23 protein-coding genes are annotated in these 19,951 nt (G+C 67.5%); 3 read left to right on the top strand and 20 right to left on the bottom strand.

Going from position 1 to position 19,951, the window contains the following annotated elements; all coding sequences use genetic code 11:
• The first annotated feature begins 31 nt into the window (after positions 1 to 31).
• From H0523_RS25505 to H0523_RS25495, 3 genes are read left to right on the top strand one after another with little or no spacing between them, the layout of a single operon-like run.
• Positions 32 to 1,714, top strand: a complete 1,683-nt coding sequence (locus H0523_RS25505; RefSeq protein WP_054430933.1) for an FAD-dependent oxidoreductase — start codon at positions 32 to 34, stop codon at positions 1,712 to 1,714.
• The gene (locus tag H0523_RS25500; RefSeq protein ID WP_054430935.1) at positions 1,711 to 2,643 is read left to right on the top strand and encodes an NAD-dependent epimerase/dehydratase family protein; all 933 of its coding nucleotides are present in this window, start codon (positions 1,711 to 1,713) and stop codon (positions 2,641 to 2,643) included. The genes H0523_RS25505 and H0523_RS25500 overlap by 4 nt, the downstream gene beginning before the upstream one ends.
• 26 nt (positions 2,644 to 2,669) lie before the next feature.
• Positions 2,670 to 3,686 (top strand): capsular biosynthesis protein, encoded by a 1,017-nt coding sequence (locus tag H0523_RS25495; RefSeq protein WP_082380333.1) that lies wholly within the window; start codon positions 2,670 to 2,672, stop codon positions 3,684 to 3,686.
• On the opposite strand, the gene H0523_RS25490 is transcribed toward H0523_RS25495, so the two are convergent.
• The 20 genes from H0523_RS25490 to H0523_RS25395 form a co-directional block, all read right to left on the bottom strand.
• Entirely contained in the window at positions 3,658 to 4,722 is a 1,065-nt protein-coding gene (locus H0523_RS25490; RefSeq protein ID WP_054430937.1) for an acyltransferase family protein, read from the bottom strand. The two genes, H0523_RS25495 and H0523_RS25490, sit on opposite strands and share 29 nt — an antisense overlap.
• Before the next feature lie 6 nt (positions 4,723 to 4,728).
• On the bottom strand, positions 4,729 to 6,018 hold the full coding sequence (locus H0523_RS25485) for a lipopolysaccharide biosynthesis protein (RefSeq protein WP_054430939.1): 1,290 nt from the start codon (positions 6,016 to 6,018) through the stop codon (positions 4,729 to 4,731).
• Positions 6,015 to 7,205, bottom strand: a complete 1,191-nt coding sequence (locus tag H0523_RS25480; protein ID WP_054430941.1) for a glycosyltransferase family 2 protein — start codon at positions 7,203 to 7,205, stop codon at positions 6,015 to 6,017. Before H0523_RS25480 ends, H0523_RS25485 begins: the two co-directional genes overlap by 4 nt.
• A gap of 4 nt (positions 7,206 to 7,209) precedes the next feature.
• A complete protein-coding gene (locus tag H0523_RS25475; RefSeq protein WP_054430943.1) occupies positions 7,210 to 8,139 on the bottom strand; it encodes a glycosyltransferase family 2 protein in 930 nt (309 codons plus the stop codon).
• A complete protein-coding gene (locus H0523_RS25470; RefSeq protein ID WP_054430944.1) occupies positions 8,136 to 10,415 on the bottom strand; it encodes a glycoside hydrolase family 5 protein in 2,280 nt (759 codons plus the stop codon). Before H0523_RS25470 ends, H0523_RS25475 begins: the two co-directional genes overlap by 4 nt.
• A complete protein-coding gene (locus tag H0523_RS25465; RefSeq protein WP_054430947.1) occupies positions 10,412 to 11,806 on the bottom strand; it encodes an O-antigen ligase family protein in 1,395 nt (464 codons plus the stop codon). Before H0523_RS25465 ends, H0523_RS25470 begins: the two co-directional genes overlap by 4 nt.
• An 11-nt stretch (positions 11,807 to 11,817) precedes the next feature.
• Complete coding sequence (locus tag H0523_RS25460; RefSeq protein WP_054430948.1) at positions 11,818 to 12,795, bottom strand: CpsD/CapB family tyrosine-protein kinase; 978 nt, start codon at positions 12,793 to 12,795, stop codon at positions 11,818 to 11,820.
• Positions 12,792 to 14,177: a GumC family protein gene (locus H0523_RS25455; protein ID WP_255353236.1), complete on the bottom strand. Its 1,386-nt coding sequence runs from the start codon at positions 14,175 to 14,177 to the stop codon at positions 12,792 to 12,794. The genes H0523_RS25460 and H0523_RS25455 overlap by 4 nt, the downstream gene beginning before the upstream one ends.
• 182 nt (positions 14,178 to 14,359) lie before the next feature.
• Complete coding sequence (gene rpsQ, locus H0523_RS25450) at positions 14,360 to 14,641, bottom strand: 30S ribosomal protein S17 (protein WP_006216549.1); 282 nt, start codon at positions 14,639 to 14,641, stop codon at positions 14,360 to 14,362.
• Between the two features lie 2 nt (positions 14,642 to 14,643).
• On the bottom strand, positions 14,644 to 14,835 hold the full coding sequence (gene rpmC / locus H0523_RS25445; RefSeq protein WP_003806912.1) for a 50S ribosomal protein L29: 192 nt from the start codon (positions 14,833 to 14,835) through the stop codon (positions 14,644 to 14,646).
• A gap of 13 nt (positions 14,836 to 14,848) precedes the next feature.
• A complete protein-coding gene (gene rplP, locus H0523_RS25440) occupies positions 14,849 to 15,265 on the bottom strand; it encodes a 50S ribosomal protein L16 (protein WP_006389610.1) in 417 nt (138 codons plus the stop codon).
• 2 nt (positions 15,266 to 15,267) lie between these two features.
• A complete protein-coding gene (rpsC, locus tag H0523_RS25435; protein ID WP_006389609.1) occupies positions 15,268 to 16,059 on the bottom strand; it encodes a 30S ribosomal protein S3 in 792 nt (263 codons plus the stop codon).
• A gap of 9 nt (positions 16,060 to 16,068) precedes the next feature.
• Positions 16,069 to 16,398 carry a 50S ribosomal protein L22 gene (gene rplV, locus H0523_RS25430; RefSeq protein WP_006389608.1) on the bottom strand — a complete coding sequence of 110 codons (330 nt, stop codon included), beginning with the start codon at positions 16,396 to 16,398 and terminating at the stop codon, positions 16,069 to 16,071.
• Positions 16,399 to 16,401: 3 nt separating this feature from the next.
• A complete protein-coding gene (gene rpsS, locus H0523_RS25425) occupies positions 16,402 to 16,677 on the bottom strand; it encodes a 30S ribosomal protein S19 (protein ID WP_006216555.1) in 276 nt (91 codons plus the stop codon).
• A gap of 12 nt (positions 16,678 to 16,689) precedes the next feature.
• A complete protein-coding gene (gene rplB, locus H0523_RS25420) occupies positions 16,690 to 17,517 on the bottom strand; it encodes a 50S ribosomal protein L2 (protein ID WP_054430952.1) in 828 nt (275 codons plus the stop codon).
• Positions 17,518 to 17,814, bottom strand: a complete 297-nt coding sequence (gene rplW, locus H0523_RS25415; RefSeq protein ID WP_006216557.1) for a 50S ribosomal protein L23 — start codon at positions 17,812 to 17,814, stop codon at positions 17,518 to 17,520.
• Positions 17,811 to 18,428 (bottom strand): 50S ribosomal protein L4, encoded by a 618-nt coding sequence (gene rplD / locus H0523_RS25410; RefSeq protein ID WP_006389605.1) that lies wholly within the window; start codon positions 18,426 to 18,428, stop codon positions 17,811 to 17,813. Before rplD ends, rplW begins: the two co-directional genes overlap by 4 nt.
• A gap of 4 nt (positions 18,429 to 18,432) precedes the next feature.
• On the bottom strand, positions 18,433 to 19,122 hold the full coding sequence (gene rplC, locus H0523_RS25405; protein ID WP_006392074.1) for a 50S ribosomal protein L3: 690 nt from the start codon (positions 19,120 to 19,122) through the stop codon (positions 18,433 to 18,435).
• 333 nt (positions 19,123 to 19,455) lie between these two features.
• Positions 19,456 to 19,767: a 30S ribosomal protein S10 gene (gene rpsJ / locus H0523_RS25400; RefSeq protein ID WP_003806903.1), complete on the bottom strand. Its 312-nt coding sequence runs from the start codon at positions 19,765 to 19,767 to the stop codon at positions 19,456 to 19,458.
• 73 nt (positions 19,768 to 19,840) lie between these two features.
• On the bottom strand, positions 19,841 to 19,951 hold a 111-nt coding region (locus H0523_RS25395), incomplete at its 5' end, for an EF-Tu C-terminal domain-related protein (RefSeq protein ID WP_128829795.1).

Raw genomic sequence — 19,951 nt, 5'->3', positions numbered from 1 at the left:
CAGGCTTGCGGCGCCTGCCCGGAGCGACACGATGATCCTGGACGCCAACACCATTCCGAACGGCTCGATCCTCACCGCCGATCTGTGCATCGTCGGCGGTGGCGCCGCCGGCATCACGCTGGCCCTGGCCCTGCTGGACAGCGGCCTGGATGTCGTGCTGCTCGAAAGCGGCGGCCCGGCCGAGGACAAGGCCACCCAGGCGCTCTACGCCGGCAGCGTCGCCGACGCGCGCATGCACCCCGAGCCCGAGCGCTACCGCCAGCGCCGCATGGGCGGTTCCACCACCATCTGGGGTGGCCGCTGCATGCCGTTCGATCCCATCGACTTCGAGCCGCGCGACTACATCGCGCACAGCGGCTGGCCCATCGGCCTGGACGACCTGCGGCCCTACTACCCGCGCGCCAACCAGCTGTGCGAAGCGGGCGATTTCGCCTACACCGTCGAGACCGCCTTCCATCGCCCCGTGCGGCCGATGATCGAAGGCTTCGACAGCCCCGAGTTCTCCACCGACACGCTGGAACGCTTCAGCGTGCCCACCGATTTCGGCTGGCGCTACGCCGAGCGGCTGCGCCAGGGCCCCGTGCGCGTGCTGCAGAACGCCAACCTGTGCCAGCTCGACAGCGGCGCGGCCGGCGCCCCCGTCGGCCCGGCCCGGGTCCGCACGCTGGCCGGCAACAATGTCTTCACGGTCCGGGCGCGCGCCTACGTGCTCGCCACCGGCGGCCTGGAAACCGCGCGGCTGCTGCTCGCCAACCCCGGCGCCAGCGGCCGCGGACTGGGCAACGCCCACGACGTGGTGGGCCGCTACTACATGTGCCACATCGCCGGCACCATCGGCAACGTGGACCTGGCCGGCGCCCGTTCCGTCTGGCATGGCTACGAGGTCTCCGACGAAGGCATCTATTGCCGCCGGCGCCTGGCCCTGCAACCCGAGGCGCAGCGCCGCCTGCACGCCGGCAACTTCATCGCGCGCCTGCACCATCCGCGCATTCCGGATCCCGGGCACGGCAGCGGCGTTCTGTCGGCGCTGTACCTGGCCCGTCCCGTCGTGCCCTACGAATACGCCAAGCGGCTGTATGGCGACACGCCGGGTTCACTCGGCCTGTGGCTCAGCCACCTGCGCAACGTGCTGCTGGGCGCGCCGGCCACCGCGCGCTTCATGTGGCACATGCTGACCGAACGCAAGCTGGCCGCGCGCAAGTTTCCGTCCATCATCGTCCACCCGCGCAACCGCCGCTACAGCCTCGACTTCCACGCGGAGCAGGAGCCCAACCCCGACAGCCGCGTCACGCTGGGCAACGACGTCGACGCGCTCGGCATGCGCCGCCTGCACATCGACTGGCGCTACACGCCGCGCGACGTAGCCACCGTGCAGACCGCGCTGGCGGCGCTGGCCGAGGCGCTGGCGGCCAGCGGCGTGGGCCGCTTCGACTACGACCCGGCCCAGGTCGAGGCCGAGATGACGCGCTACGGCGCCTACGGCGGCCACCATATCGGCACGACGCGCATGGGGCACGATCCGCGCGACAGCGTGGTCGATGCCGACTGCCGCGTGCACGAAACCCCCAATCTCTACATCGCCGGCTCGGCGGTCTTCCCGACCTCCGGCCAGGCCAACCCGACCCTGACCATCGTCGCGCTGGCCCTGCGCCTGGCCGATCACCTGCGCCGCGTCCATGCGCCCAGCGACGTAGCCACGGAGACCCGCACATGAAACAACGCATCCTGGTCCTGGGCGCCAACGGCTATGTCGGCCGGCGCGTGGTGGCGGCGCTGACCGCCAGCGACTGGGCCGAACCCGTGGCCGGCGTGCGCCGCGCGCGCCAGCAAGGCCGCGAGATCGTGCTCGACGCCGCCGATCCGGCCGCGGTGACGCGCGCCCTCGGCGACGTCGACGCCGCGGTCAATTGCGTCGCCGGCTCCCCCGACACCATGACGGCCGGCGCCCGCGCGCTGGCGGCCGCGCTCGACGCGCGCGCCACGCGCCTAGTGCATTTCAGCTCCATGGCGGTCTATGGCGCGGCGCGCGGCGACATAAGCGAAGACCACCCCATGGCCGCGAACCTTCAAGGCTATGGCGGCGCCAAGGTCGAAACCGAACGGCTGCTGGCCGCGCGCGACGCCGTCGTCACCTTGCGGCCAGGCTGCATCTACGGCCCCGACAGTCCGCAGTGGAGCCTGCGCATCGCCGACCTGCTGCGCGCGCACCGCATCGGCGACCTGGGCGCGGCCGGCGACGGCTGCAGCAACCTCGTCTACATCGACGACGTCGTGGCGGCCGTGCTGGCCGGGTTGCGCGCGCCGGCCGGCGCCGCGGCCTACAACCTCGCCATGGCCGATGCGCCCGACTGGAACGGCTACTTCCTGGCCTACGCCCGCGCGCTCGGCGCCGTGCCGCTCAAGCGCATCGGCGCGCGCCGCCTGAAGATCGAAACGCACCTGCTGGCGCCGGCATTGAAAATCGCCGAGATCGGCCTGCGGCGCGTGGGCCTGCGCCTGCCGCCGCCGATTCCGCCGTCGCTGGCGCGCCTCTGGCGCCAGCCCATCCGGCTGGTCTCGACCCGCGCCGAGCAGCAGCTCGGCCTGCGCTGGACCTCCCTGCAACAGGGTCTCGCGGCCACCGTCGCCGCGCCCCGGACATGATGCCGCCGCAACCAGGAGAACCGGCCGTGGCCTACCCCTATCGCGTCGCCGCCCAGATCAGCATGTACCCCATGGACTATCCCCATGCGGCGCTGCTGCTGCCGCACCAGATCCGTGTCTGGGCGCCCATGGTTGACCGCATCCTCGTCACCATCGACACGCACCGCAGCCGCTCGGGCCGCTATCGCGGCACGCACTTCGACGAATACCGGTCCAAGCTGCTGGCCCTGGCGCAGGACCTGCGCCGCGACATGCCCAAGCTCGACGTCATCGAGGTCGATTACGCGCCGGCGGCCCGCCGCGAGGTGGCGCAATCGTTCTTCGGCGCCGACGACATCCCCGTCAAGGCCTGGGACGGCGGCCCGTTCTACGCCTATTTCTACGGCATGCATCACAGCCAGGCGCGCCACATCGTGCATTTCGACGGCGACATGCTGTTCGGCGGCGGCAGCCACACCTGGGTGGAAGAGGCCATCGCCTACACCGAGCAGGATCCCACCGTGCTGCTGACGGGCCCCTTCCCCGGCCCGCCGCGCACCGACGCCGCGGTCCATGGCCACGGCCTGCCCGCGCCCGAGCGCGTCGAGATCGCCGGCGCCCCCGCCTACCGTTTCCAGAATGCCAGCACGCGCATCTTCATGCTCGACATGGAACGGCTGCGCGCCACGCTCGGCCACCTGCCGCTGCTGCGGCCCGGCGCCGTGCAACGGACCAAATCGCACCTGCTGGGCAATCCCCCGGACGTGCGCGAGGCCGAGGTCATCCTGAGCGAGGTGCTGCGCGCCAACGGCCTGCACCGCGTCGACCTGCTGGGCGCGGCGCCCGGTCTGTGGTCACTGCACCCGCCCTATCGCGGCGCGGAGTTCTATCGCAGGCTGCCGGAACTGATCGCCGCGGTCGAATCGGGCCAGGTGCCCGACGCCCAGCGCGGCCACTACGACATCCACGACAGCATGATCGATTGGACGCCGCAGCGCGCCGCGGCGCGCCGCCACAAACGCTGGCTGCGCCTGCTCAAAGACCGGCTACGGATCGGCGGGTAGCGGCCTTGGAGGCCTCCTGCTCGCGCGGCTTCTTGAAGATATTGATCAGCGGCCGCTCCATCAGCTGGTAGACCAGCAGGCCCGCCACCGTGCAGGCCAGGATGCCGACGACGCAGAACGCCACCTGGCCGCCCGGCAGGCTGTCCAGGTGCAGCTTGCGCCAGCCCTGGCTCACGGCCGACAGCACGAAGGCGTGCGACAGGTAGAGCGAATACGAGGCATCGCCCAGCTTGTGCAGGAAATTCAGGCGCGGCAGCGCCTGGAAGCGTTCCAGCAGGATCGCGCCCACCACGATCGCCGCCGCCGGCACGCCCTGCGCCAGCGGCCGCGAGGCATTCGGGGCCAGCACCGACATCAGCCCGATCACGACGAAGCCGCCCAGCACCAGCGTCCAGCCCAGCGTCGCCGATCCGCCCTTGTGCGGCCGCGAGAACCACCAGCCCACGGCCATGCCCAGCACGAACTCGAGCACGATGTCCGACGTGTAGACCTTGAGGATCGGCGTGTCGTCGCCCACCACGAACCATCCCAGCATGCTCAGGCCGAGCAGCACCAGGGTCGTGATCGCGAAGCGCCACGCCGTCGGCAGCACCAGCGTCAGGCCGAAGATGACGTAGTAGAGCATCTCGTAATTGAGCGTCCATCCCACCGTCAGCACCGGTTCGATCAGGCCCGCCGGATTCGGCACCATGACGAACAGATACGAGGCGATCACGTGGAACAGGCCGAAGCGGGTGGTCTGCAGCAGCTGCGGCGCGATCAGCATCACCGCCACCGCCACCGAGGTCAGCACCCAGTACAGCGGAATGATGCGCACCGCGCGGCGCCGGTAGAACTCCAGCACGCCGACCTTCTTGCCGCGCGTGGTGATCCACATCAGGAAGCCGCTCAGGACGAAGAAGATGTCGACGCCGGCGGCCAGCCAGTGCGGCCAGTAGCCCTGGTAGCCCATGCGCTCGAGCTGCGGATACAGGTGGACCAGCACCACCATCATGGCCGCGACGCCGCGCAGGTACTGAATCGAGAGAATGTCCATGTACGATTACCTGGTACGGTAAGAAGGGAAGGCGTCACCGTCATCGCGCCGCACTTCGCGCCACGCCATGACGATCACCGCCAGGCCATAGCAGGCCTCGCCGGTCAGGATGCCGATCACCGCGCCGATGGGGCCCAGCTGGAGCATGCCCACATAGCTTATCGCCAACGCGATCAGCGCGCAGACCAGCGTAGCCGCGCTCAGCGCCCGGAAGCGCTGGCGCAGCAGCGGCACCATCATGATCGGCTCGCGGATCACCATCAGCACGAACAGGCCGATCCACAGCACCAGCAACAGGTCGCGTTGCGGAAAATCCTTGCGCATCAGGTCCAGGAAGATCCAGTCGCGCAGCAGCCAGATCACCGCGCCGTACAGCAGCGTGAACAGCGCCAGCGCCAGCGAGAACAGCATCAGGCGGCGCAGGGTGCGGCGCGCGCCCATGCCGTGCATCCAGACGGAGGCCAGCGGCGTCAGCTGCTTCTGCATGCCGGCCAGCAGCAGGTTGATCGGCATCAGCGTCAGGCGCGAAGCGGCCAGCGCCGCCACCGCCGCCAGGTCCAGCGTGGCCGCGGTCAGGAAGTTGTAGCCCTGGTTGAACAACCAATAGATGACGCCGCCCGAGGCCGCCCAGAACCCCATGCGGGCGATCTCGCGCAGGCGGCCGGGCGCCGCGTCGCGCTCGATATCACTGGCCAGCACCCGGCGCAGCACGCCGGCGCAGGCCAGCGCCGCCATCGTGCCCGCCAGCAGCGCGCCGGCCGCCGCCACCGGCGTCTTCACCGCCAGCGCGCAGCCGGCCAGCAGCACCGCCACGTAGATCGCGTCCGCGCCCAGCACCTGTTGCGGACGGTGGTACATCAACAGGATGCCGCGCAGGTATTCGCGGTACAGCGCCGCCAGCACCAGGCCGATGGCCGCCACCACCACCAGGGTGGATTCGCCGTCGAACAACCCCATGGCCCAGCCGGCCAGCGCCACGGCCAGCGCCAGCGCGCCGCCCGCCGCCCCCAGCCATTTCTGGTCGCGCAGCAAGCTGCCCATCCACTGGCGCCGCGCCGCCTCGTCCAGGGCGGGCAGGCGGATCACCATCGGCGTGCCGATGAAGGTGCCCTGCAGCGTCGTCAGCAACATCATGGTGTTGAAGGCCAGGATGTAATAGCCGTACTGCGCTTCCGCCGCGTAGCGGATCAGGATCAGGCCGACGCCGAAGTTGGCGGCCGACAGCATGGCCTGGTCGGCAATCGAGCTGCCGAACAGGCGCGCCAGGCGCGAGGCGGAGAGGCGTGTCCGCGTCACTTGGTATCCCGATCGGTCTTGATCCAGTGCTTGTTGCGCCGGTTGCGCAACAGCACGTACAGCTTCCACAGCACGAAGAACGGCACGCGCAGCAGGTCCAGCAGCGCCCGCGGCCCCAGCGGCGACAGCTGCCAGCCGCGCAGCGCGTGCAGCGCCAGCACGCCCAGCAGGACCAGCGCCAACAGCGGCCATATGGCCAGCCCGGCGCCGGGCAGCAGCCACGCGGCCAGCCCGCCCAGCACCAGCAACGCGCCGATCTGCAGCGCGATGTAGCCCAGCGGCATGGTCAGCAGGTCGATCGCCAGCTCCAGGCAGATCCAGCTCGGCCGCGTGACGGCCTGGCGCAGCAGTCGGCCGACGTAAGTCCGCATCACGGCCAGGCGGCCGCCCTCCCACCGCTGGCGCTGCGTGCGCGACCCGCGCTCGGACGCCACCAGCTCCGCGTCGGCGCTGGCCTCGTCGATATAGACCACGCGGTGACCGTGCAGGCCCAGCACCACGCCATACTCCAGATCTTCGGCCATCGAATGGATATTGAACGGCACCTCGCGCAGCAGCGCGTGCGTCATGCACATGCCGTTGCCGCGCAGCCCGTTGGAAGCGCGCAGCCGTTCACGCGCGCGGCCCCGCACCGCATGGAAGGCGCCATAGGCGATGGTGATGATGCGGGTGCGCCACGATTCGTCCGGGTTGAGCACCCCGTAATGCACCTGCATCACGGCCGCCCCCTGCTCGATGCGCGCGGCGTAGGCGGCCAGCAGGTTGGGCGTGACCTCGGTGTCGGCGTCGATCACCGCGACCGCGTGCGCGAAACCGTCGGCCGCGCTGCGCGCGATGCCGTACTCCAGCGCATACCCCTTGCCGCGATGCTGGTCGTCGTGGCGTTCGATCACCTCGGCGCCCGCGGCGCGCGCCAGCGCCGCCGTATCGTCGGTGCAATTGTCGGCGATGACGATGATGCGGTAGTGCTCGCGCGGCCAGTCGATGGCCGCCAGGCTGCGCACCGTGCGCTCGATCACCGCGGTCTCGTTGTGCGCCGGCACCAGGATGTCGAAGCGCATGTCGCGCCGCTGCGGCTGCGGCCGCGGCAGGCGCGCCGACAGCAGCGTCAGCAGGCCCAGATAGGCGGTGGCCGCCGTGACGGGCAAGGCGATGATGAACAGGATCAGGTGCAGGAAGCCGGCCATGTGCTCAAGCGTACTCTTGGTAATGCCCGCCCCACAGGACGGACAGTTTTCCGTAGTTGGCATAGGCGCGGCCCAGCCAGTGCACCGCGTGATGCCGGCCCAGCGGCCACGATACCAGCGCCAACACGCCGGCGACGGTCATCTGCGTCACCGCCCGCGCGTAGAACACCACCCGGCGCATGATCGCGGGGCGACGGTTTCCCAGCCGGCCCGCTTCGAAGTGGATGGCGAAATCCTGCCCGCCGCGCAAGGCGCGCTTCAGGATCCACCGGGTCCGCATGCGGCTTTCGGGCACCGGCTCCGTGACGTGGGCCTCGTCGCACCAGATCAGGCGCGCGCCCTGGCCGACCAGGCGCATCAGCATGTCGCCGTCCTCGCCGCCGGTCAGGCCATAGGCCGGATTGAAGACCTGCGCCTGGCGCCGCAGCCAATCGGCCGCGATGAAGAAATTGCCGGTGCGCAGGGCATTGCGCGGCACTTCCTCGCCGGTGCGGAAACGCGGCCATTCATAGAAACGGCCGCGGCGCACCCAGGCCGGCGCGCTCGCCGGGATGTCGGGCACCACCGGCGCCTGCACCCCGTCAGCGCCATGATCGCGGGCCGCCGCCGCCAGCAGCGCCAGCCATTGGGCCGGCGCGCGCTCGTCGTCGTCGATCATCGCCAGCCAGTCGCCACGCGCCAGCGCGACCGTCATATTGCGCGTCAGGGAAATATTCTTCTCGGGCTGCACGGCGTAGTCCAGCGCCACGCCCCGCGCCTCGAACGCGCCGCGGTGCGCCTCGACCACGGCCCGCGCGCTGCCCGCGACGTCATTGTCCACCACCACGATCTGGGACGGCGCCAACGTCTGCGCCGCCAGGTCGTCCAGCAGTTGGCTCAGCATGAGCGGCCGCCGATAGGTGGGGATGCAGACGCTGATGGGACCGAAGCTCATGGCGCATCCTCGAAGACCAGTTCATACCAGGGACTGGCGCCGTCATCGCGGGCCTGCACCCGCACGCGCACGCCGTCGGCGCCCGAGCTCGCCTCGGCGGCCGGCAACGCGGCCCGGCGGCGGCCTTCGCCATCCAGCGGATAGACCGACAGCCGGCCGCCGCGCGGCGCCAGCCCCAGCAGCGCCGGCGTGCGGCGCAGCCAGGCCGGCGGCCGGGTGGCGTAATCGCCCGACGGGCCGGCCGAACCGGCGTCCGGCTCCAGCGTGGACCAGGCGCCCTGGCCACGATAGGGCACCCGCATCTTGGGCCGGGCCGGCATCGAGCCCGGCTGCGTGCCGGTGGTGTCGTTGCCCAGGCCCAGCAGCATATGCCGCGACCGCGCCAGTGGCTGGCCGTCCAGCGGCGTAAGCATGGCGCTGGCCGCGCCCGCCGCGTCGAACTGCATCCAGACCGACGGGCCGCCGATACGGCCGCTGCCGGTGGCGCCGAACACGGCCCACAGGGCCGGCGCGTCGATCACGATGCGGCCCGCCGACGCGTCGTGGCTCAGCAAGGGCGTCGCGTTCGGCAGACCCGGCAGCGCCGTGCCGGGCGCCGCGGCCAGGTCCAACCCCACCCGGCCCTGCAATGCCCATTGCGGCTTTGCGCCCAGGCCGTCGGCCAGGCCGGTGGTGATCGCATCGAAGCGCCGGTCGGCGCCCAGCTGCAGGCGCTGCTGCGGACCCATCGGCAAGGCGATCGCGTCGGGCAGCGCGGCCAGCAGCGGCTGGCGGAACAGCAAAGCGCTCTGGCCCGCCAGCGCCATGCGCCCCCAATCGCCGCTCAGCGCGAAGCGCGATGGCGACTGCGGCAGGCGCTGGGCATCGCTGTAGTCGAAGTAGAACAGGCCATCCCAGTCCTGCAGGGCGCCCACCGCGCTCATCAGCGGCAGGATTTCCGCGCCACGGGGGTTGGGGAAAGGCTGGTTGAATTCGCTGACCACGAACGGCCGCCTGGCGTCGCGCCGCAGCGACAGGGCCAGCACGCGGCCGAATTCGTTGCCGCTGGCAGTCAGGTCCGGGATGCGCCAGTCGTCGTTGGCCCGGATGTCCGGATGGCCGACGTAGAAGTGCTCGTCGATGTAGTCCATGGCGACCTGGGAATCGAAATTCAGCAGGCCGCCATAGCCCATCTGCGTGCCGGTCACCGGCACCCGCGCGTCGGTGCTCTCGTGCACCACGCGGCGCAGGCGCTCGAAATAGGCCTGGTCGGTCGCCGCCAGGAACAACAGGAAATCGCGTTCGCGCAGATCCACCTTGGCATCGCTGCCGAACCACGCGCTGACGCGCCGCGCGATGCCCGAACGCAGCTGCGCCAGGCCGCTCTCGTAGAGCGGCTGCTGCTGGCCCGGCACCGGGAACTCCACCGCGTTGTCGTTGCCGCCCGCGCATCCGCCCCAGGCGGCGCAGGCCTGCGCCAGCGACCCGTGGCGCTGCATCAGCCAGGCGCGCCACTGCTTGCGCAGTTCGGGCGCATAGGCCGACGGAATCGCCGCCAGCCAATCCGGCCCCAGCCACGCCGCCAGCAGCGACGACTCGTTGTTGAGCTCGACCATGGCGAGCGCCGGATTGTCCTTCAGGCCCAGCGCCTGGATCAGCCGCCGCGCGTAGTCTTCCTGCATCGCGATCAGGCGCGGGTCGTACACATGGATCGGCGCGGTCAACGGCGGCATGTCGGCGCCGCCATCCAGCGCCGGCAGGCCGTCCACGCGCGGGCGGAAGCGATAGCCCACGTGCAGGTTCAGGTTGACGTAGATGCCTTCGCGCGCCAGCGCCTCGATCAGGCCCCGCAGCCGCGCCACCGCCGTCGGGCTGAAGGTCGGAAACGGCCCCGTGGTCAGGATGCTGATCGGCGCGTCCGGATAATCCGACGGCAGCGAATCCAGATGATGCAGACGCACCGCGTTGAAGCCCAGCTTGCGCAACTGCCGCGCCAGCGTGGCGGCCTCGATGGAATCAGGGAAGTTGGCGCCGAACGTCAGGTTCACGCCGAAGAACCGCACCCGCGTGTCATCGCCCGTGCCCGGCTGGCCGTCGGCGCCGACACGATGGAAATGCCCGTCGCGCACGACAATGCGCGAAGCCGCGTCCAGCGGCCGGTTGAGCGCCGACACATCCGGCGCGCCCGACAGCGCCGCCGGATTCATCTCGAAGCCGAACCAGCCCGCGGGCGCGGCCGTCGCGGCGCTCATCACCCACATCAGCGCCAGAACCAGCACGGCGCGCCAGCGCATCATGCCTCGCGCTCCCGGCGGATGGCGTAGGGCCGCGCCGCGGCGGCCCGGACAGGCGGCGGCGCCGGCTGGGACTCCACCGCCGCGCGCCGCCGCCAGCGTTCCATCGCCAGGCGGCCGCTGATCGCCAGCGACGAATAGATGAACATGATGTTCTGGAAATTGGTGTCGCGCAGGATCTGGCTTTCCGAGAAATTACTGACCATGATCGTCACGCAGATGGCCAGGTGCATCGCCGCATCCTCGCGGTCGATCTTGAACAGCCGCATGATGCTGACCACGTGCCACAGCAGGCAGCCCAGGAACAGCCCCATGCCGACCTGGCCCAGGTCCAGCAGGATATCGATGTAGCCGTTGTGCGCCTGCCCCGGCAGCCAGCCCAGCTTGTCGGCGATGAACTGCGCCGGACCGCCCTCGCCCACCCAGAAGGCGCTGTAGCCGATGCCCCAGACGGGATGCCGCTGGATGGCCATGTCCACCAGCGCCCAGATCTCGCCACGGCCGGTCAGGTCATTGCTCTTGTTGAACAGCGACGTGACCACCAGCACCACGTCGTCGACCCGCGGCATGCGGCCCACCGCCACGTAGAACATCAGCAGGAAGTACAGCGCCACCAGCAGCGCGCCCAGCATCAGGATCTGCCCGGTATGACGGCCGCCGAAGAACCGCTTGCGCGTCAGCAGGTAGACCCCCGCGCCCAGCCCCGTCACCAGCATGGCGGTGGCGCTCTTGGCCATCACCAGCATGAACACGCTGAACAGCAGCCCCACCGCGCTCAGGCGCCGGATCGACGGCGTCATCAGCCATTCGCGCAGCCACAGCAACACGGCGAAGCCGGCGATCGAACCCAGCATGTTCTTCTGCCAGGTGATGCCGCGCCAGGCATTGCCCAGCAGGGTGTCCACCCCCATGCTCGGAATGAACACCGCCACCAGGCACGACAGCACCAGCACGATCGTGTAGGTGCCCAGGATCACGCGCAGGAACTGGCGCGGACTGCTGAAGGGCGGCGCCACGGTCAGCCCGATCAGCACCAGGCCCGCGAAAATGATGGTGCGCTTGATCGTGATGTCCGGATACGGCGACCAGGTCGCGCTGGCCAGGCAATAGAACACCAGCAGCATCAGGAACAGATTGGACGCGCGCAGGTTCATGAGCGCGGGTCGGACGTGATGCCAGAGCACGAACAGCGCGCCCAGGAACAACGACCCGTACTGCACCTGGCGCAGCATCGAACCCTGTTCGATGGTGTGGTTGGCTTCCGGGCCCACCGCGTTGACCGACAGCGTGTCCGGCACGATGGCGAACAGCAGGCTCAGCCCCACCAGCAGCCAGACGGCCCAGCGGTCGCCCCGGCTCTGTCCGCCAACCGCCACGACCGCGGGCGCGCCCATGGCCGCGCTCCTCAACGCCGCAGCCGCGCCGGCAGGAGCGCGCGCAGCCGGTCCTTCCAGCCCTGCGGGGCATCCGGCTCGTATTCGTTGTAGACCGTGCCCAGCACGCGCACGCCGGCCGTCTCCAGCACCTCCGCGGTACGCGTCAGGGCGCTCAACGACGTCACGTCCTTGCGCGCCACCAGCACACAGGCATCCACCTGGCGCGCGATGCTCTGCGCATCCGAGGAGTGGGCCGCCGCCGGCGTGTTCACGATGAAGATCTCGTACTGGTCGGCATAGGCCGCCAGCAGGCGGTCCAGCGCCGGTTCGCGCAGCAGTTCGGCCGGGTTGGGCGGCTGCGGCCCGGCATCCAGCACGCCCAGCGTCGGAAAGCCCGGCACGGCGCGGCTGTCGCCCGCCGGCGCGCGGCCGGCCAGGATCGAGGACAGGCCCGCGCCGCTGGCGCCGCCCAGGATATCGTCCTGGCCGCTGGCGCGCAGATTGGCGTTGACCAGCAACGTGCGGCGGCCGGTCTGCGCGAACGCCAGCGCCAGGCTGGCCGACAGGTAGGCACGGCCCTCGCTGTCATCCGGGCTCACCACCGCCACCGCGATGCGCGGCAGGTCTTCCAGGCGGATCGAGATCTCGGCGCGCACCTGGCGGATCGCCTCGGCCTCGCGGCTGAACGGCGCCGCCGCGATCGCCAGATGGATATCCCCCTGCTGCGCCGGGGCATAGTCGTAGCGATACTGTTCGGCCAGCACCGACTGCACCCGCGCTTCCGACACGAAACCGAGCTTCACGGCGGCCTGGCCGAAGCGCAGACGCTCGGCCTGCTGCAGCTGGACCACGTGCTGGACCTGGTCCTCGGTCAGCAGCCCCAGGCGCACGAAGCGCTCGCCCATCTTCTCGCCCGGCACGGTATCGGGCGCCTGGCTCGGCGCCATCTCCGCGGCCTGCTGCTGATTGAGCCGGTCAAACAGAGGACGCAGCGTGGAATCGCTCATGACGTCACCGTCGCGGGAGTCGGGTTACGGCCGATGCGGCCCAGCACGGGCTGGCGCGTGTTGCGCTCCAGGTCTTCGGCGCAGCGGATGCGGCGTCGGCTCAGTTCCAGCAGCATGGCCAGCGCCAGGCCCGCCAGCAGGCCCACCACCAGGCCCAGCGCCAGGCTGCTGCGCACCTTCGGGCGCGACGGCGAGGTCGGCACGTCGGCCGCGCGCAGCACCGCCAGGTTGGGCAGGGAGATGTTGCTGGCCATCAGGATGCCGTCGTACTTCTGCAGGGCGGTCTGGTAGACCTGCTCGACGCCGGCGAACTGGCGCCGGTAGGCCGCGATGCGATCGCGCTTGGCCATCTGGTCCAGGACCTTGGCGCGCTGCGCCTCGATGTCACGCTGCAGCGCCGCCTTCTGGGTCTGCAGGCGCTCCAGCTCGCCGCGCTGCGCCTCGATGGCGGCCTTGGACTGGCGCGAGATATCGGCCAGCATCTGCGACCGTTGCGCCAGCAGCCCCGCCACGGTCGGGTGCCTGGGCCCCAGCGAGCCGCGCAATTGGCCGAGCTGGTGATCCACCACCGTCAGGCCGTTGCGCAGGTCGTTGATGGGCGCGATCTGCCCCACCTCGGGCAGGTCCTCCGGACGGATGCCGCTCTTGAGCAGGCGTTCGGTGGTTTCGTTGCGCGCCTTGGCGGCCTCCAGCTGCGCGTCCAGCGTCAGCATCGACGTCGTCATGTCGTTGAGCGTGCGCACGTCGATATCGCCGCCGGTCTGCTCCGTATCGACGATGCCGGTCTCCTGCTGGTAGCGCGTCAGCTTGTCCTGGATCGCGTCCACCTCGCCGCGCAACTGCTCCAGCTGCGCGGAATACTGTTCGCTGCGCGCGCGCGCCGCCGCCGACGAGATGTTCTGGCTGACCGCCAGGTAGGAATTGACCACCGCGTTGGTGAACTCGCGCGCCTTCTGCGGCGTATTGGCGGAGAACGACACCGTCAGCACGCGGCTGTTCTGCTGCTTGACGACTTCCAGGTTGCGGCGGATGTACTCCACCAGGTCGTTGTGCGCCTTGGTGCCCTGCGCCGCGTCCGGTCCCGACAGCAGCTCCAGGGTCGAGATCACATGGTCGGCGACCGCCTGGCTGCGGATCATGTCGATCTGCGTCTGCATATAGCTTTCGTCGAGCAGCGCTGAAAACGAGCGTCCGTTGATCGGGTCGTTTTCGCGGTAGTCGATGAAGACGTCCGACGATGCCGTCCACACGCGCGGCAGCACCAGCAGCAGCAGGCAGGTCAGCGCCAGCGTGGCCAGGGTCACCCGGGCGACCAGCCGCGCGCGGGCGGCCAACATTGCCCACACCTGATTCAACGAGAGCAGACTGTATTCGGGAGTCACGGCGGGATCTGGAGTCAGCGTGGCGTAATAGCTGATTCTACCGGAGAGTCCGATCTGGGGGCCAGATGGGAAAAATACCGGAAATAAAACGCCCGATGACGATATTTATGGCAAAAAAAAGGCAAGGGCCTGAGCCCTTGCCTTTCTAGCCCGGAACGGCAAGCCGTTCCGAAAGCTGGCACTTAGATGATACGTGCGGCTTCAACCAGACGCACCACGCGCCACGACTTCGAGCGCGAGATGGGACGGCCTTCAGCGATTTCAACCGTATCGCCTTCGTTGTACTGGTTCGACTCATCGTGCGCCTTGTACTTCGCGGAACGCATGATGATCTTGCCGAAGATGGGGTGCTTGACGCGGCGTTCAACCAGAACGACGACAGTCTTGTCCATCTTGTTGCTGACGACCTTGCCGACCAGCGTACGCTGGCGCTTGGCCACTTGGGTGTTTTGAGTTTCGCTCATCTTTATTTCCCTGCCTTCTCGGTCAGCAAGGTACGCACGCGCGCGATGTCGCGGCGCACGTTACGCAGCTGGCTGGTGTTGGCAAGCTGCTGCGTGGCCTTCTGCATACGCAGACCGAATTGTGCCTTCAGCAGGCTTTCGAGCTCTTTGCCGAGCTCGGCGGCGTCTTTCGAACGGAGTTCGCTGGCTTTCATGTCTTAGTACTCCTTAAGCACCGATATGACGCGCGACGAACGTGGTCGAAATCGGCAGCTTGGCAGCGGCCAGGCGGAAAGCTTCACGCGCGAGCTCTTCGCTAACCCCTTCCATTTCGTAGAGCACCTTGCCGGGCTGAATCTCGGCGACCCAGTACTCCGGGTTGCCCTTACCGTTACCCATACGGACTTCGGCAGGCTTCTGCGAGATGGGCTTATCCGGGAAAATGCGAATCCAGATGCGGCCGCCGCGCTTGATGTGACGGTTGATGGCACGACGAGCGGCTTCGATCTGGCGAGCGGTCAGACGGCCACGGCCGGTGGCCTTCAGACCGAATTCGCCGAACGACACGTGGGTACCACGGGTCGCCAGACCGGTGTTGCGGCCCTTCTGCTCTTTGCGATACTTTCTGCGAGAGGGTTGCAGCATGGTTATTCTCCTTCAGGCGCCGGAGCAGCGTCCGCCTTGCGGGGACCACGGCCACGACCACCCGGACGACCGGTGCGAGCACCGTCCGGACGATCACCACGCGGAGCGCGGCGCGGACGACGTTCTTCTTCACGCGGGGCGGCGGTTTCCGGCGGCAGTTCGCCGTTGGCCAGCATGTCGCCCTTGTAGACCCAGACCTTGATGCCGATCACGCCATACGTGGTGTGGGCTTCGGAGGTGCCGTAGTCGATGTTGGCCTTGAGGGTGTGCAGCGGCACACGGCCTTCGCGATACCACTCGGTGCGAGCAATTTCGATACCGTTCAGACGGCCCGAGCTCATGATCTTGATGCCTTGGGCACCCAGACGCATGGCGTTCTGCATCGCGCGCTTCATGGCGCGGCGGAACATGATGCGCTTCTCGAGCTGTTGCGAGATCGAGTCGGCGATCAGTTGAGCATCGGTTTCCGGCTTGCGGATTTCTTCGATGTTGACGTGCACGGGCACGCCCATCAGGCGCTGCAGATCAGCCTTCAGGCTTTCGATGTCTTCGCCGCGCTTGCCGATCACCACGCCCGGACGAGCCGAGTAGACGGTGATGCGGGCATTCTTGGCGGGACGCTCGATGATCACGCGACCGACGGAGGCGCTCTTGAGCTTCTTCTTCAGGTACTCGCGGACGCGGATGTCTTCGGCCAGCATGCTGCCGAAGGCCTTGTCGTCGGCGAACCAACGCGAGGACCAATTACGGGTGACCGCGAGACGGAACCCAGTGGGGTGAATTTTCTGACCCATCGTGACTCCTTAAGCTCCGACCTTGACCGTGATGTGGCAGGTCTGCTTCTCGATACGGTTGCCGCGGCCCTTGGCGCGAGCGGAGAAGCGCTTCATCGACTGAGCCTTGTCCACGAAGATCGTGGTGACTTTCAGTTCGTCGATATCGGCACCGTCGTTGTGCTCGGCGTTGGCGATGGCGGACTCGACAGCCTTCTTCAGGATGGCGGCGGCCTTCTTCGGCGAGAAGGTGAGGATCTCGAGCGCACGGCCGACCTTCTGACCGCGGATCAGATCCGCAACCAGACGCGTCTTTTGAGCGGAGATGTGAACCCCACGGATAATGGCAGTAGTTTCCATCGCTTACCTCTTCGCCTTCTTGTCCGCGGCGTGACCCTTGAACGTACGGGTCAGCGCGAACTCGCCCAGCTTGTGACCGACCATGTTCTCGTTGATGTAAACGGGAACATGCTGCTTGCCGTTGTGCACAGCGATCGTCAGACCGATGAACTCGGGCAGGATCGTCGAGCGACGCGACCAGGTCTTGATCGGCTTCTTGTCTTTGCCCGCGACGGCCGTGTCCACCTTTTTGATCAGGTGAGCATCGACAAACGGGCCTTTCTTGATCGAACGTGACATAGTGTTCGCCTCTTACTTGCGCTTGCGCCGTTGGACGATCATATTGTTCGTCCGCTTGTTGCGACGGGTCTTGAAACCCTTCGCCGGGGTGCCCCACGGGCTGACCGGTTCGCGTGCTTCACCGGTACGGCCTTCGCCGCCACCGTGCGGGTGATCGACCGGGTTCATGGCGACGCCACGAACCGTCGGGCGAATACCGCGCCAACGCATTGCACCGGCCTTGCCGATTTGGCGCAGGCTGTGTTCTTCGTTACCGACTTCACCGATGGTGGCACGGCACTCGATGTGCACACGGCGGACTTCACCCGAGCGCAGACGCACTTGAGCGTAGGTACCTTCGCGGGCCAGCAGGACGGCGGAAGCGCCGGCCGAACGGACCATCTGGGCACCCTTGCCGGGCAGCATTTCGACGCAGTGAATCGTCGTACCCACCGGGATGTTGCGGATCGGCAGCGTGTTGCCGGCGCGGATCGGGGCTTCGACGCCCGAGATCAGCGTGGCGCCCACTTCCAGGCCGCGCGGAGCGATGATGTAACGACGCTCGCCGTCGGCGTAGCACAGCAGAGCGATGTGCGCCGTACGGTTCGGGTCATATTCCAGACGCTCGACCTTCGCGGGGATGCCATCCTTGTCGCGACGGAAGTCGACGACACGGTAGTGTTGCTTGTGACCGCCGCCACGGTGGCGGATCGTGATGTGACCGTTGTTGTTACGGCCCGAACCACGGGTCTTCTTTTCCAGCAGCGGCGCGTAGGGCTCACCCTTGTGCAGGTTCGGGCTGACAACCTTCACCATGCCACGGCGGCCAGCCGAAGTCGGCTTAACTTTTACGAGGGCCATTTACTTCACCTCCGCAAAGTCGATTTCCTGGCCGTCCTTGAGCGAGACGTAAGCCTTGCGCTCATTGCGACGGCGGCCAACGAATCGGCCAAAGCGCTTGACTTTGCCCTTACGGTTGAGGACCTGCACGGACTCGACCTGCACCTTGAAGAGCAGTTCGACGGCAGCCTTGATTTCCGGCTTGGTAGCGTCAGCCACGACACGGAAAGCGACTTGCTGATTCTTCTCAGCGACGAACGTGGCCTTTTCGGTCACGATCGGAGCCAGAATGACTTGCATCAAGCGTTCAGCGTTCATCCCAGCATCTCCTCGAGTTGAGCGATGGCCGGCTTGGTGATCAGCACTTTCTTGTAGTGGACCAGCGACAACGGATCGGCATAACGGGGCTCGACAACGGCAACGTGCGGCAGGTTGCGGGTGGCGAGGTAAACATTTTCATCAACGTTGTCGGTGATGATCAGGACCGAGTCCAGGCCCAGGCTCTTCAGCTTTGCAGCGGCAGCCTTGGTCTTGGGCGATTCCAGATCGAACGATTCGACGACGGCGATGCGGTCTTCGCGAGCCAGCTGCGACAGGATCGAGCGGATCCCGGCGCGGTACATCTTCTTGTTGACCTTCTGGCTGAAGTTCTCTTCCGGCGAGTTCGGGAAAATCCGACCACCGCCACGCCACAGCGGCGACGAGGTCATACCGGCGCGAGCGCGGCCGGTACCCTTCTGGCGCCAGGGCTTCTTGGTCGAGTGCTTGACTTCCGAGCGATCCTTCTGAGCGCGGTTGCCGGCACGGGCATTGGCTTGGAAAGCCACCACGATCTGATGAATCAGCGCTTCGTTGAAGTCACGGCCGAAGATCGTGTCGGGCGCGCTGAAAGTCGCGGCCTGACCTTGGTCGTTCAGGAGCTTGAGATCCATTTACTTACGCTCCCTTCTTGGCCGGGGCCTTGATGGCCGGACGCACGACGATGTCGGCGCCAGCGTGGCCGGGGACAGCGCCCTTGACCAGCAGCAGGCCGCGCTCAACGTCAACGCGAACGACGTCGAGGTTTTGAACGGTGCGGGTGACATCACCCAGGTGACCCGCCATGCGCTTACCCGGGAAAATGCGGCCCGGATCTTGAGCTTGGCCGATCGAGCCGGGAACGCGGTGCGAACGGGAGTTACCGTGCGAGGCGCGTTGCGAGCCGAAGTTGTGGCGCTTGATGGTACCGGCAAAGCCCTTACCAATCGTGGTGCCCGTGACGTCGACCTGTTGGCCGGCTTCGAACACCGATTCCACGGCGATCACGGAACCGGCCGCAAATTCAGCGGCGCGAGCGGGATCAAGGCGGAATTCTTTGAGGATGCTACCGGCTTCAACGCCGGCCTTGGCGTAGTGGCCCGTTTGTGCTTGCGGCACGCGCGAGGCGCGACGAGCGCCATAAGCCACCTGGATCGCGGCGTAGCCGTCGGTTTCCAGCGACTTAACTTGGGTCACGCGGTTGTTCGACACGTCCAGCACGGTCACCGGGATGGATTCACCTTCCTCGGTAAAAATGCGGGTCATGCCGACCTTGCGACCCACCAGCCCCAGCCGATGAGCGGCGGGCGTGGGTGTCGAATTCGACATCGTTTTCTCCATTCCCGACTGCGATTGGTCGGGGCTAATCAGGCAAAAGGTAACGGCCTTTGCCCTACGACTATGTTCAACCTGGCTTGGGGTTGCTCGCCCGGAAAATCCCGGATTTGCGCGCGCCTCACCATAGTTAGACCTGCCACAAAATGGCAAGCTTGGCATATTAGCATGTTTTTTCCAGGCAGCACAAGCACTTAGCGTAAAAGGCCGCCGGCCCCGCCCGCCGCGCGCCAGGCTGTGGCGCAAAAACAAAATGGCCGCAGTCCCGAAGGATTGCGGCCATTCTTCACAAGTCCACTGGCGAAGGTAGCGGGCTCGCGATACGCCTTACTGCAGCGCGATTTCGACGTCGACGCCGGCCGGCAGGTCCAGACGCATCAGGGCGTCAACGGTCTTGTCGGTGGGATCAACGATGTCCATCAGGCGCTGATGGGTACGGATTTCGAACTGGTCACGCGACGTCTTGTTGACGTGCGGCGAACGCAGCACGTCGTAACGACGAATACGCGTGGGCAGCGGCACCGGGCCGCGGACAACGGCGCCCGTGCGCTTGGCGGTGTCGACGATTTCAGCGGCCGATTGATCGATCAGCTTGTAATCGAAAGCCTTCAAGCGGATACGGATCTTTTGGTTTTTCATGGCGTTTCCTAAAGAACGAGGGGCGAGGGCGGCAGGCGCCCCCGCTGGTTGTGTGCTGCTTAAGTGATCCGAATTACTTCAGGATCTTGGCGACGACGCCGGCGCCGACGGTACGACCGCCTTCACGGATGGCGAAACGCAGACCTTCTTCCATGGCGATCGGGGCCAGCAGCTTGACGGTCAT

Source organism: Achromobacter insuavis, assembly GCF_902859645.1.
Classification (GTDB): Bacteria; Pseudomonadota; Gammaproteobacteria; order Burkholderiales; family Burkholderiaceae_B; genus Achromobacter; species Achromobacter insuavis.
Note: the sequence above shows the minus strand (reverse complement) of the source record. Positions and strands in the feature narration are given on the sequence as shown.